The 15,414-nt window shown below is 66.4% G+C and carries 15 protein-coding genes and 1 pseudogene; 2 read left to right on the forward strand and 14 right to left on the reverse strand.

Annotated elements, in window-relative coordinates:
* The 8 genes from AC1DDO_RS22685 to AC1DDO_RS22720 all read right to left on the reverse strand — a co-directional run.
* Positions 1-284, reverse strand: a 284-nt coding sequence (locus AC1DDO_RS22685) for an alcohol dehydrogenase catalytic domain-containing protein (RefSeq protein WP_476972819.1), incomplete at its 3' end; no start/stop codon positions are given.
* A complete protein-coding gene (locus AC1DDO_RS22690) occupies positions 284-1,054 on the reverse strand; it encodes an SDR family oxidoreductase (protein WP_476972820.1) in 771 nt (256 codons plus the stop codon). The genes AC1DDO_RS22685 and AC1DDO_RS22690, both read right to left, overlap by 1 nt.
* A gap of 84 nt (positions 1,055-1,138) precedes the next feature.
* Positions 1,139-2,080 carry a 2-hydroxyacid dehydrogenase gene (locus AC1DDO_RS22695; RefSeq protein ID WP_476972821.1) on the reverse strand — a complete coding sequence of 314 codons (942 nt, stop codon included), beginning with the start codon at positions 2,078-2,080 and terminating at the stop codon, positions 1,139-1,141.
* A gap of 82 nt (positions 2,081-2,162) precedes the next feature.
* The gene (locus AC1DDO_RS22700) at positions 2,163-2,912 is read right to left on the reverse strand and encodes an SDR family oxidoreductase (protein WP_476972822.1); all 750 of its coding nucleotides are present in this window, start codon (positions 2,910-2,912) and stop codon (positions 2,163-2,165) included.
* A 59-nt stretch (positions 2,913-2,971) separates the two neighbouring features.
* The gene (locus AC1DDO_RS22705) at positions 2,972-4,312 is read right to left on the reverse strand and encodes an MFS transporter (RefSeq protein WP_476972823.1); all 1,341 of its coding nucleotides are present in this window, start codon (positions 4,310-4,312) and stop codon (positions 2,972-2,974) included.
* A 55-nt stretch (positions 4,313-4,367) separates the two neighbouring features.
* Positions 4,368-5,381, reverse strand: a complete 1,014-nt coding sequence (locus AC1DDO_RS22710; RefSeq protein WP_476972824.1) for a 5-oxoprolinase subunit C family protein — start codon at positions 5,379-5,381, stop codon at positions 4,368-4,370.
* Positions 5,378-6,103, reverse strand: a complete 726-nt coding sequence (locus tag AC1DDO_RS22715; RefSeq protein ID WP_476869631.1) for a 5-oxoprolinase subunit B family protein — start codon at positions 6,101-6,103, stop codon at positions 5,378-5,380. Before AC1DDO_RS22715 ends, AC1DDO_RS22710 begins: the two co-directional genes overlap by 4 nt.
* A 1-nt stretch (position 6,104) precedes the next feature.
* Positions 6,105-6,893 carry a LamB/YcsF family protein gene (locus tag AC1DDO_RS22720; protein WP_476869630.1) on the reverse strand — a complete coding sequence of 263 codons (789 nt, stop codon included), beginning with the start codon at positions 6,891-6,893 and terminating at the stop codon, positions 6,105-6,107.
* Between the two features lie 544 nt (positions 6,894-7,437).
* Between AC1DDO_RS22720 and AC1DDO_RS22725 the strand changes: the two genes are divergently transcribed.
* On the forward strand, positions 7,438-8,358 hold the full coding sequence (locus AC1DDO_RS22725; protein ID WP_476869629.1) for a LysR substrate-binding domain-containing protein: 921 nt from the start codon (positions 7,438-7,440) through the stop codon (positions 8,356-8,358).
* 560 nt (positions 8,359-8,918) lie between these two features.
* Here AC1DDO_RS22725 and AC1DDO_RS22730 read toward each other — a convergent pair.
* Positions 8,919-9,596, reverse strand: coding sequence for a 4-carboxy-4-hydroxy-2-oxoadipate aldolase/oxaloacetate decarboxylase (locus tag AC1DDO_RS22730; protein WP_476972825.1), 678 nt, complete (start codon positions 9,594-9,596; stop codon positions 8,919-8,921).
* Between the two features lie 25 nt (positions 9,597-9,621).
* A complete protein-coding gene (locus AC1DDO_RS22735; RefSeq protein WP_476972826.1) occupies positions 9,622-10,830 on the reverse strand; it encodes an aspartate transaminase in 1,209 nt (402 codons plus the stop codon).
* Positions 10,831-11,211: 381 nt separating this feature from the next.
* Here AC1DDO_RS22735 and AC1DDO_RS22740 point away from each other — a divergent pair, with 381 nt between their 5' ends.
* Complete coding sequence (locus AC1DDO_RS22740; RefSeq protein ID WP_476972827.1) at positions 11,212-11,772, forward strand: hypothetical protein; 561 nt, start codon at positions 11,212-11,214, stop codon at positions 11,770-11,772.
* Between the two features lie 199 nt (positions 11,773-11,971).
* Here the strand turns inward: AC1DDO_RS22740 and purU are convergent, their stop codons facing one another.
* The 4 genes and pseudogenes from purU to AC1DDO_RS22760 form a co-directional block, all read right to left on the reverse strand.
* Positions 11,972-12,904 carry a formyltetrahydrofolate deformylase gene (purU, locus tag AC1DDO_RS22745; protein WP_476972828.1) on the reverse strand — a complete coding sequence of 311 codons (933 nt, stop codon included), beginning with the start codon at positions 12,902-12,904 and terminating at the stop codon, positions 11,972-11,974.
* Positions 12,901-14,367, reverse strand: coding sequence for a D-serine/D-alanine/glycine transporter (cycA, locus tag AC1DDO_RS22750; protein WP_476869615.1), 1,467 nt, complete (start codon positions 14,365-14,367; stop codon positions 12,901-12,903). The genes purU and cycA overlap by 4 nt, the downstream gene beginning before the upstream one ends.
* Entirely contained in the window at positions 14,357-15,193 is an 837-nt protein-coding gene (locus AC1DDO_RS22755; RefSeq protein ID WP_476869614.1) for a methylenetetrahydrofolate reductase, read from the reverse strand. Before AC1DDO_RS22755 ends, cycA begins: the two co-directional genes overlap by 11 nt.
* A 62-nt stretch (positions 15,194-15,255) precedes the next feature.
* Positions 15,256-15,414: pseudogene (locus AC1DDO_RS22760) on the reverse strand (lipoyl synthase); the annotation flags it as partial.

Here is a 15,414-nt window from a genome sequence, read left to right on the forward strand (position 1 = left end):
CCGTCCGCCGCGGCCCGGACCACCGTGCCGGAGACCTCGTGCCCGAGCACCAGGGGCGCCCTCAGGATGGACTCCCCCGCCGCGCCGTGCAGCCAGTAATGCAGGTCCGAACCGCAGATCCCGCCGTAGCGGACTTCGACGACGGCCTCATCCGGGGCCGGGGCGGCCAGCGCCACGTCCTCGATCCGCAGGTCACCGGCCGCGTGGGCCACCACCGCCAGGCCCGAAACGGGCAGTACCGTCCCGGGCAGGGCCGGACCAGCCGGTGCTGTGGTGCCGCGCATCAGACCACCACCGTCATTCCGCCGTCGATGAAGATGGTCTGGCCGTTGACGAAGTCCGAACCGCCCGAGGCCAGCCACACCGCGGGCCCGGCCAGGTCCTGCACGGTCCCCCACCGGTGCGCCGGGGTCCGGCCCAGGATCCAGGCATTGAAGCCCTCGTCATCGACCAGGTTCTGCGTCATCTCGGTGTGGATGTAGCCCGGCGCGATCCCGTTGATCTGCAGCCCGGACCCCGCCCACTCCGCGGTCATCGCCCGGGTCAGGTTCCGCAGCCCGCCCTTGGCCGCCACATACGGGGCGATCGTGGGCCGGGCCAGGTCGGTCTGGACCGAACAGATGTTGATGATCTTGCCCCGGCCCCGGGGGATCATGTGCCGGGCCGCCGCCCGCCCGACCAGGAACGCGCTGGTCAGGTCCGTGGAGATCACCCGCTCCCAATCCGCCACATCCAGCTCCAGCATCGGGACCCGGTGCTGGATCCCGGCGTTGTTCACCAGGATCTCCAGCGGCCCCACATGCTCCTCCACCCACGCGATGCCCCGGGCCGCCTCGGTATCGCTGGTGACATCGAACGCGCAGCCGTGCACCCGCCCCGGCGGGTAGTCCGCGGCCATCGCCGCCTCCGCGGCCTTGAGCCGCTCACCGTTGATGCCGTTAAGCACCACCGTGGCCCCGGCATCCGCCAGCGCCCGCGCCAGCGCATTGCCGATCCCCCGGCTCGAACCGGTCACCAGGGCCACCCGCCCCGTCAGGTCAAAAAGTGAAGTCATTAAAGAGCAGCTCCTTTGCCGCGGTCTGCGCGGTATCGCGCGGAATGGGTCGTTGTTTTGTCGTGGCTCCCTCGAAGGCGTTGCCTAGAAGGGGCCGCTCTGCACCAGGTTGGCCGGGGCCTGCCCGGCGGCCAGGGCTTCGAGCTGCTTCCGGAGAAGCTTCAGGATCCTCGGCTGGAAGGCCGAGGCGTTGCCGCCGGTGTGCGGGGTGATCAGGGCGTTGGGCGTGGACCACAGCGGGTGGTCCTGCGGCAGCGGCTCCGGATCCACGACGTCGAGCGCGCACTGCAGGCGCCCGGACAGGACCTCCTTGGTCAGTGCAGCCGTGTCCACCACGGAGCCGCGGCCCACGTTGACCACCAGGGCGCCGTCCGGCAAAGCAGCAAGGACCTCTTCGCCGATCAGCTGGTGGGTCTGCTCGTTCAGGGGCAGCACCGAAACCAGGATGTCGTGCGTGGCGGCGAGGACGGGCAGCTCCGCGGACGCGTGCACCTCACCGTTTTCGTCGGTGCGGGCCGAACTCCCCACCCGCGTGATGGTGACCTCGAAGGGCTCCAGGCCGCGGGCGATTTCGTGTCCGATCCCGCCGACGCCCACCAGCAGCACGCGCCGGTCGGCCAGGGACTGGCGCCGCTCCGGCCGCCAGAGGCCGTACTGCTGGTCGCGGACGGCCTGGTCGATGCCGCGCAGCTTCGCCAGGATCAGCCCCACGGCCAGTTCCGCGGTGGCGGCTGCGTGGACACCGGAGGCGCTGGCCACCCCCGCCGCCGGTCCGGCGGCCTCGATGACCCCGTCGTAGCCGGTGGACTGGGTCTGCACATACTTCAGCCCCTCGACCTGTGCCAGGGAACCCAGCACGGCGGAAGCATCGATGTACGGGAGGATGACGCCGTCGATCTCGCTGACCGTCCCGCCGTCGGGCTCCGATTTCAGGTCCCAAACCACCCCTCTCAGCCCTTCGGGCAGGGGTGAGAGATCGGCGAGGAGTTGGGAGTCGGGGAAGCTGACGGTGCGGACTGTTTGCATCGGAGAACCTATCGATCTGAACGGTGAAGTGGGCGGGCGGGCGGGCCAGCGGGGGCTGCGCGGTGAGCGCCGGTTGAAGTGGCTAGCGCCTGTCGAAGGTGAGTCCGCCGGGGACCTGGAACGTGGGCATGAGTTCGAGCATGCCCACGTTCACGTGCCGGGGCGTCTCGATTGCGTAGTCCAGGGCGTTGACGATGTCGTCCGTGGTCAGCGACTCGTAGCCCTCGTAGTACGTCTTCCATGCCTCCTCCATGGCCTCGGGTGTGCCGCCCATGTTGCGGCCGAAGATTTCCGTTTCGACGCGACCGGGGCAGATCTCCGTGACCCGGATGCGCTTGCCCACGGTGTCGTTGCGCAGCTGCCGGGAGACCTGATGCACGGCCGCCTTGGTGGCGTGATAGACGGTGTGGCCGTAGAAGTTGTAGACCCCGGCGATTGAACTGATGTTGAGCACGTGCCCGCGGTCCCGCTCCACCATGCCCGGCAGCACCAGCCGGGTCAGCTGGAGCAGCCCACGCAGGTTGACGTCCACGAGTTCGTCAATGTCGCTCTCGCTGGAATCCAGGATGTTCCCCGGCCGTGACACTCCGGCGCAGTTCACCAGGACATCGACCTCAAGATCGCCGACGGCGGCGGCCAGCGCCGCGGTGTCGGTCAGGTCCACGACGTGCGGGATGGCCCCGGTCTTGTCGGCCAGTTCTTTCAGGCGTTCCTCGTCGCGGGCCACGGCGTGGACCGTGAGCCCCCGCTTGGCCAGGCGGTCGGCGATCGCGGCGCCCATTCCGGTGGATGCACCGGTGACGAGGGCAGTTGAGTAGTCAGAAAAAGGCATGTAAGTCTCCTGGTGGTGAGCCTGCAGTTGTTTCAGTGCAGCAGCTCGGGGGTGGGTAGTTAGGCGTCGCGGAGCGGCAGGTGCGCCCGGTCCTTGACTGTGCTGACGGCAACGAGGGTGCCCAGCGCGGTGATGACGGCGTAGAAGGCCGGCATGTAGATGTTGCCGGTGGACGAGATGAGCCAGGTCATCAGCAGCGGCGCCGTGCCGCCGAAGAGTGCCGAGGAGACGTTGTAGCCCAGTCCGTAGGCGGAGTAGCGGACGCGGGTGGGGAACAGTTCCACGATCAGGATGTGGATCACCGCGGTGTGGCCGGCGAAGACGACTGCCATGATGCAGGCGCCGAGGATGGCCAGGCCCATGTTGCCGGTGGCGATCAGGGCGTAGGCGGGGATGCCGACGATCGCCATGGCGATTGCGGAGCCGGCGATGACCTTCTTGCGGCCAACACGGTCGGACAGGGCACCCATGAACGGGATGGCGATGCAGATGGCCACCAGGCTGCAGGCGGTGACGATCAGGGCCTCACCGATGGTGAAGTTGATCTGCTTGCCCTTCAGGAACGTGGGCATGTAGGAGAACAGGACGTAGTAGCCGGAGCCGTTCATGAGCGGGATGAACAGGGCCAGGAGCATGGCGCGGCGGTGTTCGGCGGACTTGAAGGCTTCCTTGAGCGGGTTCTTGGACAGGCCGCCCTCTTCCTTCAGCTTCTCAAAGTTGGGGGTGTCGCTGATGGCCTTGCGGATGTACCAGCCGATGATGCCCATGGGAATGGCGACCAGGAACGGGATGCGCCAGGCGAAGGCACCGAAGCCGCCGCCGTCGATCGCTGCCTGGGTGAGCCACGGGGACATGGAGAAGGCCACGAGCGTACCGGTGAGGAGAGCGGCGAAGGAGGCGATCTGGGCGTAGGAGGTGATGATGCCGCGCTTGCCTTCGGGGGCGTGCTCGGCGAGGAAGGTCATGGCGCCGGCGGCTTCGCCGCCAACGGAGAAGCCCTGCAGCATGCGCAGCAACACCAGGAGCACCGGTGCCGCGATGCCGATTGCGGCGTAGCTCGGCAGCAGGCCGATGCCGGCCGTCGCCACGCTGATCAGCAGGATGACGAAGACAAGCAGCTTTTGCCGGCCGATGCGGTCCCCCAGGTAGCCGCAGACCACGGCGCCGAGGGGGCGCACGAAGAAGGACACGGCGTAGCCTGCGAAGACGAACAGCAGGGCGTTGTCCGGGTTGCCGGGCGCCAGGAACACCAGGGCGAGCGTTCCGGCCATGAAAGCGAAGATGCCGTTGTCATAGAGTTCCACGAAAATGCCGACGCAGCCGGCCAAAACAACTTTGCGGGTCTGCTTACTGCTGAGCCGCTCTTTGTGCGGCTGGGCCGCGTGCGTAGAAATTGACATGGCTTTCCTTACTAAGGGGGATGGTAACAAGGCTTTGGAACTGATGCGAGGGTTGTTAGCTTCCGGAGGCTGGCGCGAGCTGTGGCCAGCCGGGCTGGCTGCCGATGCCGAGGAGGGAAAAGACGGTACTGACTGTCGAACGGAGGTTCTCCAGTTCCCGCAAGGCCGCCCGGTGTTTCGCCGTAGCGTCGGGGACGGTGGTCTTGCGGAAGGTTATGGTGTGGCCAGGCCGGGCCTGGGCCAGCACATCCAGCGAGCGGGTGGTGACCACTGCCAGGACGGGGTAGCCGGCGGTGACTCCGCGGCCGCGGTGCAGTACCAGGAGTTCCTCCCGGGACGGCACCTCGATCGCCCCGACCGGGACGCCGCGCGAGAGCACTTCCGCGCTCGACTGGCGTTCGGGGAGGGCTCCGCCCAGGCGCAGGCCAATATGGTTGCTCCGGGCGCTGACGGTGTATTCGGTGGTGAAGAGAAGGTCGGCGGTGTCGCCGAATTCGTCGACGTCGGGCCCGTCCGTGACCTCCACTACCGCGTGGCTGCTGAATTGCGGCCGGGTAAGTCCCAGCCGGAACAGCGGCAGGTCGAAGTACGGTTGCCGGATCGGCGCGACGCTTCGCGAGGTCTTGAGTTCGGTGCCTTCCGTCAGCCGCAGGCCGAATCCGACCACGGTGTCCGGGGCGCAGCTGCCAAGCAGGACGGGCGCCTCCACCGAGCCATGGACGGCCAGGTAGGACCGGAGGCCGCCGGTGATTTGGCGCAGCGCCACCGTTTCGCCGGCGCGGACGGAGACCGGTTCCCACTGCGGGCATTCGCGCCCGCCCACCGTGAGCCGCAGGGGCGCACCGGTGACGGCGATGAGGATGTCCGTGGTGGCCCGCATGCGGAAATCCAGTGCGGTGATCTCCAGCAGCGGGGCGTTGTCCTCGTTGGCGGTGAGGATGTTCGCGGCGCGTGCGGAGAACTGGTCCAGGGCACCGTTTACGGGCAGTCCGAACCGGGGTCCCCGGAAGCGCCCCAGGTCGGTGACCACGGAGTGGCCGGGCTGCTGGATGATCAGGGAGCCGCTCATCGTGCCGCCTCCAGTTTCCGGCCGGCGTAGTCCGCGAACTCTTCGGGCTGGATCTGGTGGAACCTCAGCAGGTCGCCGGGGACGTAGGGAACGAGCGGTTCGCTCGTGGCGTCAAGGACTGCCAGCGGAGTCTGGCCGATGACGCACCATCCGCCGGGTGCCGCAGCGGGGGCAATGACGGCCTGCCGGCCCGCGACGGCGACTGCACCGGCGGGAACGGACAGGCGGGGGTCCTTCAGCCGCGGGACCGGGAGCGGAAATTCGGGGCCGTCCATCATGGGTGATCCGGCGGGGGCGCCGAGGCAGCGGATGACATAGGACTTGGCCGTGTGCAGCGCGATGATGTCCTGGACGGAGAGCTGTTCATGCTCGGCGACGCGTTCCAGGTCCGGGCCATACTCCCCGCCGTAAACGACGGGGACGTTGAACTCCCGAGGAGCCCGGGCCGGCGCGCCAATGAAGTCGAGCTGGCGCATGCCCAGGAGGACAAAGGCGCGGACCTGCCGTGCGGAGGTGACGCCGGGATCGAATTCCACCAGCAGGGAATCGTACGTCGGGACGGCGCCGTGGACGCCGTCGGCGCCTGCGGCCTCAAGCCAGGCGGCGAGGGCATGCACCGTGGTCCAGTTGGCTTCCTGGTCCGGGGAAGAAGCGACGACGCGCAGGGCGGAGTCCCCGGATTCGAAGACCTCCACCGGTGTTGGCGTTGACGTGGCGGTCATCTCAGGCAGCCTTCACTTTTGCGGCCAGCACCTGGGCGAGCGGGGCGATTCTCACGCCGGCTTTTTCAAGTTCGGCGCGGACCTGACGGGCCAGGTGCACGGCGCCGGGGGTGTCCCCGTGCAGCAGGATGGTGTCGGCGGTGATCGGCAGGTCTGTTCCGGCGACGGTTTCGATGAGCCCTTCGCACACCATGCGGATGGTGCGGTCCACGATCGCCGAGGGGTCATGGATGACGGCGCCGGGGCGGCTGCGTGGCACCAGGGTGCCGTCTGCCTCGTAGGCGCGGTCCGCGATGCCCACAATGGCGACCGGGAGCTGCCGACCGGCGGCGGCGTCAGCCAGCGCACCGTCCTGGGCCAGGACGATCAGGTCCGGGTTGATCCGGGAGGCGGCGTCGGCCACGGCCTCGGCGTAGTCGGCCCGGGTGGCGACGAGGTTGCCGAGGCGTCCGTGGGGTGCGATGTGCGCGACGCCGGTGCCGTGGTAGGCGGCGAAGGCGCTCAGTGCGCCGAACTGGTAGAGGACGTCGTTGCGGACTTCATCCGCGGTGAGGTCCATGGCGCGCCGGCCGAAGCCCCGGAGGTCGGGGAAGCTCGGGTGCGCCCCGATGCTGACGCCGCGCCGCACGCATTCGGCGACGGTGGCGTTCATGATGTCCGGGTCTCCGGCATGGAATCCGCAGGCGATGTTGGCACTGGAGACCACTTCGAGCAGGGCCGCGTCGTCGCCCATCGAGTAGGCGCCAAAGCCTTCGCCGAGATCTGCAACGAGATCAACTGTGGGTCCCATGTGAGCCCTCCTGGGGTGTTGGCTGGAACGTTGCGCCGCGAGGGGCAACGCTCAGCTTCCGGTAGTGAAGTGGGTGCCGGTTAGCGGCCCGGTGTGAGGCCTGAGGTCCGGCGGCCCGGGATGTCGGGCTGCTGTCAAAAAGTCTGGCATCGCGACTTGGCTCACACAAAGACGTAATCCATGTCACGGGATAGGCGCCGGTTATGACGGTCCCTGGGTCTCGCTTCATGTGCCACCTCGTCTCACATCAGATTCCGGCTTGCCGCCGCGGGATTGCGATTGCATTCAAGCTATGGACCGCATATTTCGAAAATGTAAAAGAACGCATCCATTCCTGTAAACACCCCACCCATGCGAAATTCGTCTTGCGTCATCACGAAATTGCATGGTTCCGGGGGGATAGAATGTACGATTAGTGAAATAGCGTTCCGGGTTCAACCTAGTGTCGGCGATGTGGATCACACAAAGACCTATTGCGTATCCCTCCACTGCATCCGCCTATGACCTTTCCGGGTCCGGGACGCCGCGAAGAGAGAAGGCGGCTATGGACACGCGGAAGCTTGCGTACTTCGTCCAGATCGTGGATTCGGGCAGCATCACCAAGGCCGCGGCGGCGCTGCACGTGGCCCAGCCGGCCCTGAGCCAGCAGGTTTCGGCGCTGGAAACTGATCTCAAGCAGCGCCTGCTGATCCGCAGCAAGCAGGGCGTCAAGCCCACGGCCGCCGGGCACACCCTGTACCGGCACGCGCAGTCCATCCTGCGGCTGGTGGAGCAGGCCCGGCAGGACGTCGCCAAGTCCGGGGCGGCCCCCTCCGGGCGCGTCTCCATTGCCATTGCGCCGTACAGCATGGCGTCGAGCCTGACGCCGAGGATCATCGGTGAAGTGGGCCGCCGGTACCCGGACATCGTCCTGCACGTCACGGAAATCTACGGCGGCGTGCTCAGCGAAGCGATCAAGAACGGCCGGCTGGACATGGCCCTCATTTACGAGCCGGGACCGATCCGTGGCGTCCAGTTCACCACGATGATCGTCGAGGACCTGCACTTTGTGGTCAATGCCGGCAGGTTCGATGTGGCGCCCGGCAATGGTGAAATCACGCTGGAGGAAGTCGCCCGGTTCGGTCTTTTCCTGCCCGAGAAAATCCACACCCTGCGCCAGGTTGTCGAGTCCGGTTTTGACAGCAAGGGTCTCGCCCTCCAGCTGGTCGGCGAGGTGGAGTCGGTGCCGTCCCTGGCCCGGCTCCTGCGGGCCGATCTGGGCGCCACGATCATGCCCAAGTCCGCCGCGGATGCCCTGTTCCACGAGGAAGACTTCCATGTCCTGCGAATCGTGGATCCCGCACTGCAGTGCAAGATCGCCCTGTGCACCCCGGACCATGACCCGCTCTCCGAGGCGGCGTCCGCGGTCCTGCTGGTGCTGAAGGAAATGCTCCAGGAAATGCTCAGCGACAAATACGCGCGGTAGCCTCTCATATCATCCGCTTATTAGGTCATTCATCATTCGTCTTAGTAATTGGGCGAACGGGATTCTAAAATTAGAGACAAGCCGGGAAATTGCGGCAGCTACTTTCATGAAGACCTAATTGGGAGCATTCGGTGAAAAAGATCAGCACTTTGCGAAGAATTTCCGACGGAAGTCTGGGACTGATGGCGAAAACCGGCTGCCACTGCCCGGCCAACGGTTTTTGGCGTCCGGCGGATCGCCCCGTGGAACCCGTCTTTATTTTCGAAGGCAGCATCATGCCCGCCACCGGCGGAAGCTCGACCGTCTGGTACCTGGAGGACGCCGTCGTCGGTCCCCCTACCCATCAGCTTCCCGCCCGGTAAGCCTTGGCGGCCTGGCCGGGCTGTTGCCAAAGGGAGGGTCCGATTGTCCTGCACGGACATCGGGCCCTCCCTTTTCGCATGCCCTCCGCGCGTGCCGCTGCGCACATGCCAAAGCCGCCGCACGGGAACTCCCGTGCGGCGGCGCTGTCGGCGCTGTAGGTGGCGGCGGTGGTGCAGGCGCTGCCCGGCCGGCTCGGACTAAGCCTGCTCGACCAGCAGGCCCTTGGCCTTCAGGACGTCGGTGAGCTTGCACAGGTCGATGGTGGTTCCGCCGGCCTTGTAGAGGCTGATCAGTTCGCGCTCGGCGTCGTCACGTTCCTGTGAGAGGCGGATGACGTCCTCGATCTCGTCTTTCCTGACCACCACAACGCCGTCCGCGTCGCCGCGGAGGACGTCGCCGGGGTAGATGATTTCGTCGCCGAAGACCACGGGGTGGTTGATCGGGCCGATGGTTTCTTTCACGGTGCCCTTGATGGAGACGCTGCCGGAGAAGACGGGGAGTCCCAGTTCGATGAGGTCCTGGGTGTCGCGGACGCCGGAGTCGGTCACCAGGGCGGCCAGGCCCTTGGCCTTCATCGCGTTGCCGAGGACGTCGCCGAAGGTTCCGGCTTCCTCGAACTCCCCTGCCGCGGCGAGGATGACATCCCCGGCCTCCGCATAGTGGATGGCGACCTGCAGCATGAGGTTGTCCCTGGGGGCGCAGCGGACGGTGACGGCGGGGCCGCAGAAGGACATGGCCCGGTCGATCGGCTTGATCCGGGAGCTGAGGGCGCCCTTGCGGCCCTGAGCCTCGTGGATGGTGGCTGAGGAGAATTTCGCCAGGCGGCTGACGGCGTCGGCGTCGGGGCGGTCGATGCTGGTTTTTACGTGGATCACGGCGTTTTCCTTCGGTGGGTGCGGGTCAGTTGAGGGCCTGGACGGCCTTGTCGATGGCGGCGATGGATTCTTCGATGACGTCGAGGCTGGTGGCATAGGAGATGCGGAAGTACGGGCCCAGCCCGTAGGCCGACCCCTGGATGACCGCCACGGAGGCTGCCTCGAGGAGGTAGAGGGTGAAGTCCTCGTCGTTGCCGATGACCTGCCCCTCGGGTGTGCTCTTCCCGATCACGCCCGCGCAGTTGACGTAGGCGTAGAAGGCGCCGTCCGGCGTCGTGCATGACAGGCCGTCGACGGCGTTCAGGGCCGCGACCGCGGTGTCGCGCCGGCCGCGATAGATCTCGACGCTGTCCCGCACGAAGCCCTGGTCGCCGGTGAGGGCGGCGGCGCCGGCGGCCTGGCTGACCGAGGAGGGGCAGGAGGAGATCTGCGACTGGAGTTTGTTGATCGCGGCGATCAGCGGGGCGGGCCCGGCCGCGTAGCCCAGCCGCCAGCCGGTCATGGCGTAGGCCTTGGACACGCCGTTGACGGCCAGGATGCGGTCCTTCAGTTCGGGCGCCACTTCGGCCAGGCTCGAGAGCCGGCCGTCGCCGAAGTAGATCTGGTCGTAGATCTCGTCCGTGAGGACGTAAACGTGCGGGAATCCGGCCAGGACGTCCGCGAGCGCGCGCAGTTCGGCCCGGGAGTAGACGGCGCCCGTGGGGTTGGACGGCGAGTTGAGGATGACCCATTTGGTCCGCACGTTGAGGGCCCCGGCCAGGGCCTCCGGCGTGAGCTTGAATCCCGTCTCCTCGCCGCAGGGGACCACCACGGGGGTGCCCTCGTTCGCGAGCACCATGTCCGGGTAGGAAACCCAGTAGGGGGCGGGGACCACCACTTCGTCGCCGGCGTCCAGGGAGGCCATGAACGCCGTGAAAATTACCTGCTTAGCGCCGCCGCCAATGGTGATCTCGGCCGGGGTGTAGTGCAGGCCGGTGCGCAGCTCGAGGGTCTGCAGGATGGCCTGCTGCAGGGCGGGGGTTCCGGTGACGGAGGTGTACTTGGTCTCGCCGCGGCTGATTGCCTCAACGGCTGCGGCCTTGATGTGGTCCGGGGTGTCGAAATCCGGCTCGCCGACCGTCAGGTCCAGGATCCGGCGCCCTTCTGCCTTCAGCTCACGCACACGGGCCGCGGCGGCCACGCTGGCGGAGGACTTGATGCGGGACACCCGCGTTGCAGGTTCAAATTCAGACATGGTCTCGTCCTAGGGATTCAGCAGGGAGCGGTACTCATTTCCTTCGACCCTAGGGAATTCTGGCGGGTATGGATAAGACCTAAAGTGCGTGGACGGATAAGCGTCTCTTATGGCTGAGGGGCGGGGTGGTGCGGGCTTTCTGGCCTTTCTCCCGCCGCTGATCCGGGTCTCAGGGCCGGTGGACGCCCGTTGCCGTGCTGAGCTGCCCATGGGCCACACGTTCCGGTTATGGCTCCACGCAGTATTGGTATTTCCGCGGCCGCCCCATTCTCTCTAGCGTTCTACGTAAGCCCGCCGCGTCTGCGCGGCCGTTCGGTTGGCCCCGCGGCACCAACCGACCCGGACCTGAATCCGAGCCCGAACCCGAAACAAGGAGTGCTCTTGACCGTTCTGCACCGTCGGGACCGCCGGGAGGCCCCTCCGGCGTCGGACGCGCGCCCCCGGACGGCCGACGTCGGCGGCTACCGGTACCGGGGACGGCAAAGGCCGGACCCGGCTGCCGTCCAGGCGGAAAAGATCCGGAGGAAGCTCCGGGAAGAGCGGCAGCGGATTTCCTTCAACGCCAGCAGCGTCCGCGCCCTGTCCGTCCGGCTGAACGAGCAGGTGGCCCAGGCACTCTGCGACGGCATGAAGGCCACCCTCGTCGCCGGCGCCGCGGACCTGTCCCGCTGGGCGGTCCGGACCATCGGCTTGTCCTCTCAGGACCTGTTCCCGTCCGGGCTGCCGGCGGAGCAGCACCTGGCGGTCATCGGCGAGCTGAAGGCGGAGCTTGCCGAGCTCGCGGAATCAAAGGCCGCTCTCGAGCGACGGCGCGTGAAACTCCTGGCTGCGGCCCGCCGGCTGGGCGTCATGGACGACTACGAGCTCGCGGCGCTGAGCGGTCTCCAGTGCGAGGCCATCCGGAAGATGACGTGGGGTCTGCAGCCGACGTCGGTTGGCTAGGCCGCGGCTTCTGAACAGCGGCCGACGGCACGCAAGCGGACGACGGCGGGACCTCCCGCCGTCGTCCGCTGGTGTTTAGTCAGTTTCCATAGGACAGTGCCTGCGAGAGGATGACTGCCAACAGGGCACCGGCCGTGAGAACGACAGCCCAGGTTTCCAAGCGCAACCGCCGGAGCGATTGCTTTGTCCGTTTCATGGCCTACCGCAAGATGACGGTGCGGTTGCCCAGCAGCAGGATCCGGCCCTCGCAATGCCAGCGCACGGCGTTGCGGAGGGCCGCGCATTCGGCGTCCCGGCCCACGGCCACCAGGTCATCGGCGGTGTACGTGTGGTCCACCTCGATGACCTGCTGGGCAATGATCGGGCCCTCGTCGAGTTCGGCGTTGACGTAGTGGGCCGTGGCGCCCACGGTCTTGACGCCGCGATCGTAGGCCTGGTGGTACGGCTTCGCGCCTTTGAAGCTGGGCAGGAACGAGTGGTGGATGTTGATGGTCCGTCCCGCCAGCTGGGCCGAGAGCTCATCGCTCAGAACCTGCATGTAGCGGGCCAGGACCACGAGTTCCACGTCGAGGGCGTCCACCAGCTCTAGGAGCCGGGCCTCTGCCTCGGGCTTGGTGTCTTTGGTGACCGGCACGTGGAAGAACGGGATGCCGTGCCACTGGACCAGGCCCTCCTGGTCGCGGTGGTTGGACACCACGGCCACGATCTCCACCGGGATGTCGCCGGTGCGTGCCCGGAAGAGCAGGTCGTTGAGGCAGTGGCCCATTTTGGACACCATCACCAGGACCCGGCGTTTGCGGCCATGCGGTTCCAGCTGCCAATTCATCTGCCACTTCTCGGCCACAGGTGTGAAGTCGCGGCGCAGGTCCTCGGTACTGAAGGACTCCTGCTCTGAGGAGGAGTCTGGGGATGAGTCGGCGGAGGAACCCGAGGAAAAGTGGACGCGCATAAAGAAATGCCGTTGCCCCTTGTCCCCGTACTGCTTGATGTCCAGGATGTCGCAGCCGTGGTTGAGCAGGAATCCCGAGACCGAATGGACGATGCCCGGCGACTCCACACAGTCGACGGTCAGGACGTGCTCCACGGTGGCACCGGGTTCCACAGGTGCCAGGCCGGGGGTCTGTGCGGTCATTTCTTCACCTTCTCAAACTCTCGCGCAACAGCTGATGCCTCTTCCTGCGCGAGCTCGGCCTGGAACCGCGCATAGCGGGCCAGGTGCGCGGGGCGCCGGCGCAGCACGAACCACGCGGCTCCGAGCAGGATGAACCAGACCGGCGTGACAAGGAGCGCCAGGAGCGTGTCCGGCTGCGTGGTCAGGGCCCAGAGAACGAAGGCGAAGAACGCGAAGACCACAGAGACCATGGGGATGCCGCCCGGCATCCGGTACTTGGACGCATCATGCAGGTACGGCCGGCGCCTGCGAAAGGCAACGTAGCTGGCCAGGATGATGGACCAAACGAACACGAAGCAGACGGCGGACACAGTGGTCACCATGTCGAAGGCCTTGCCGATGTCCTGGCCGGCGTACATCAGCACCACGCCGGAGAGCAGGAGGACGCAGGACAGGAACAGGGCGTTCTGGGGAACCTTGCGGCGTGACAAGGCGCCGAAGGCGGACGGAGCGTCGCCCTCCTGTGCCAGCCCGTACACCATGCGTGATGTGGAGTAGATGCCGGAGTTGGCCGAGGACATGGCCGAGGTGAGCACCACCAGGTTCACGATCGTTGCCGCAGCTCCGAGCCCTGCCAGGGAAAACATGGCGATGAAGGGGCTGTGGCCGGCCTGGAACTGGGTCCAAGGGGTGACGGACATCAGGATGATCAGGGCGCCCACGTAGAAGAGCAGCACGCGGATGGGAATCGAGTTGATGGCCTTGGGCAGGTTCTTCTCCGGGTCCTTGGCCTCCGCGGCGGTGGTGCCCACCAGCTCAATGCCCACAAAGGCGAACACGGCGATCTGGAAGCCGGCCACAAACCCCATGAACTCGTTCGGGAAGAATCCGCCGTGGCTCCACAAATTCGAGAAGGTGGCAGGGCCGGCGTCGGACTGGAAACCGCTGAAGATCATGAACAGGCCCACCACGATCAGCGCCACGATAGCGATGATCTTGATCAGCGCGAACCAGAATTCGGTCTCGCCGAACGCCTTCACCGTGGTGAGGTTCAGGAGCAGGAGGATGGCCACAGTGGCCAGCCCCGGGATCCACAGCGGCAGCCCCGGCCAGAGTTCCTTGGAGTAGCCGGCAATGGCGATGACGTCCGCGATTCCCGTGATCACCCAGCAGAACCAGTACGTCCATCCGGTGAAGAAACCGGCCCAGGGCCCGAGGAGGTCCGCTGCGAAGTCGCTGAAGGATTTGTAGTTCAGGTTGCTCAGCAGGAGCTCGCCCATGGCCCGCATCACGAAGAACAGCATGAAGCCGATGATCATGTAGACGAAGATGACGGAGGGTCCGGCCGCTGAGATAGTTTTGCCCGACCCCATGAAGAGGCCGGTGCCGATGGCGCCGCCAATGGCGATCAGCTGGATGTGCCGGTTGCTGAGCTGCCGCTCAAGATGCGGTTCCTGGTGGGAAGTTACGGTTTCAGTTGTCACGTGCTGCTCCTCGAATCAATGCTGTCTGGAGTGCTGCTGAGGTGGACGCCTGACCCGGCCCGCCGGGAACAGAGTCAAGGCTGTTGAAGCTGTAGAGATGGATGCCCGCGAGGTTGCCCGGTTGGCTTTCCAGCCCGGACACCAGGCTTTGTGGTGAGTAGAGGTCACCGCTCAGGAGTTTGCGGGCCAGCGGGCCCTTCCGGCTCAGGAACTTCAGGGAACTTCCGACGCCGATCTGCGTCGCCAGGGAGACCAGTTTGGTCCGGGGCACGGACCCCGCCACCCCTGCCCAGACGGGCAGCTCAACGCCTTCGCGGCGCAGGAGCGCCGCAAAATCAAGGATTTTCTCCGGGGCGAAGCACATCTGGGTCACAACGTGCGAGGCCAGGTGCTGCTTTGCCAGAAGCGCGTCCAGCATGTCCACGGGGCCGGCGGAGGGGTGGCCCTCCGGGTAGCCGGCAATGCCTGCCCGCATCAACCCGCCGGTGTACTGCGCGATGTCCTCCAGCAGCGGAAGGGCGGACTCATACTGGCCGGCCGGCCGCTTCCGGTCCCCGCCGATGACAAACACCTCGCGAATGCCGGCGGCATCGCAGTCACGGAGGATTCCGGTCAGCTCGGCCCGGTCACGCAGGCTCCGCGCGGCGAGGTGCGGGATGACGGTGTAGCCCAGCACACCAAGCTGTACGGCAGTGCGCATGGTCCGCTCGATGCCGTGATGGGGCAGGCACGTCACTGTGAGCGTGGTGGTCAACGGCACCAGGTCCGTGACCCGCTCAACGATTCCCTCCGAAGGAATGATTTCAATTCTGATGGGGAACATCATTGGTCCTCTCTGAACATCAGATTTTTTGGGCATCAGGTTTTTGGGCATCAGGGTTGGTCTGGTCAGGCCGTAGCGGCGAGCAGGGAGCTGGCTTCCTGGCGGGTGCTGCCGGAGCTTTCGATGTGCGCGAGTTCGGCGGGGATTTCCCAGCCCTTCTTGCGCATCGCGGTGGCCCAGAGCCGGCCGGCGCGGTAGGAGGAGCGCACCAGCGGCCCGGACAT

The sequence above is a fragment of the Arthrobacter sp. 10N43 genome, from assembly GCF_056394525.1.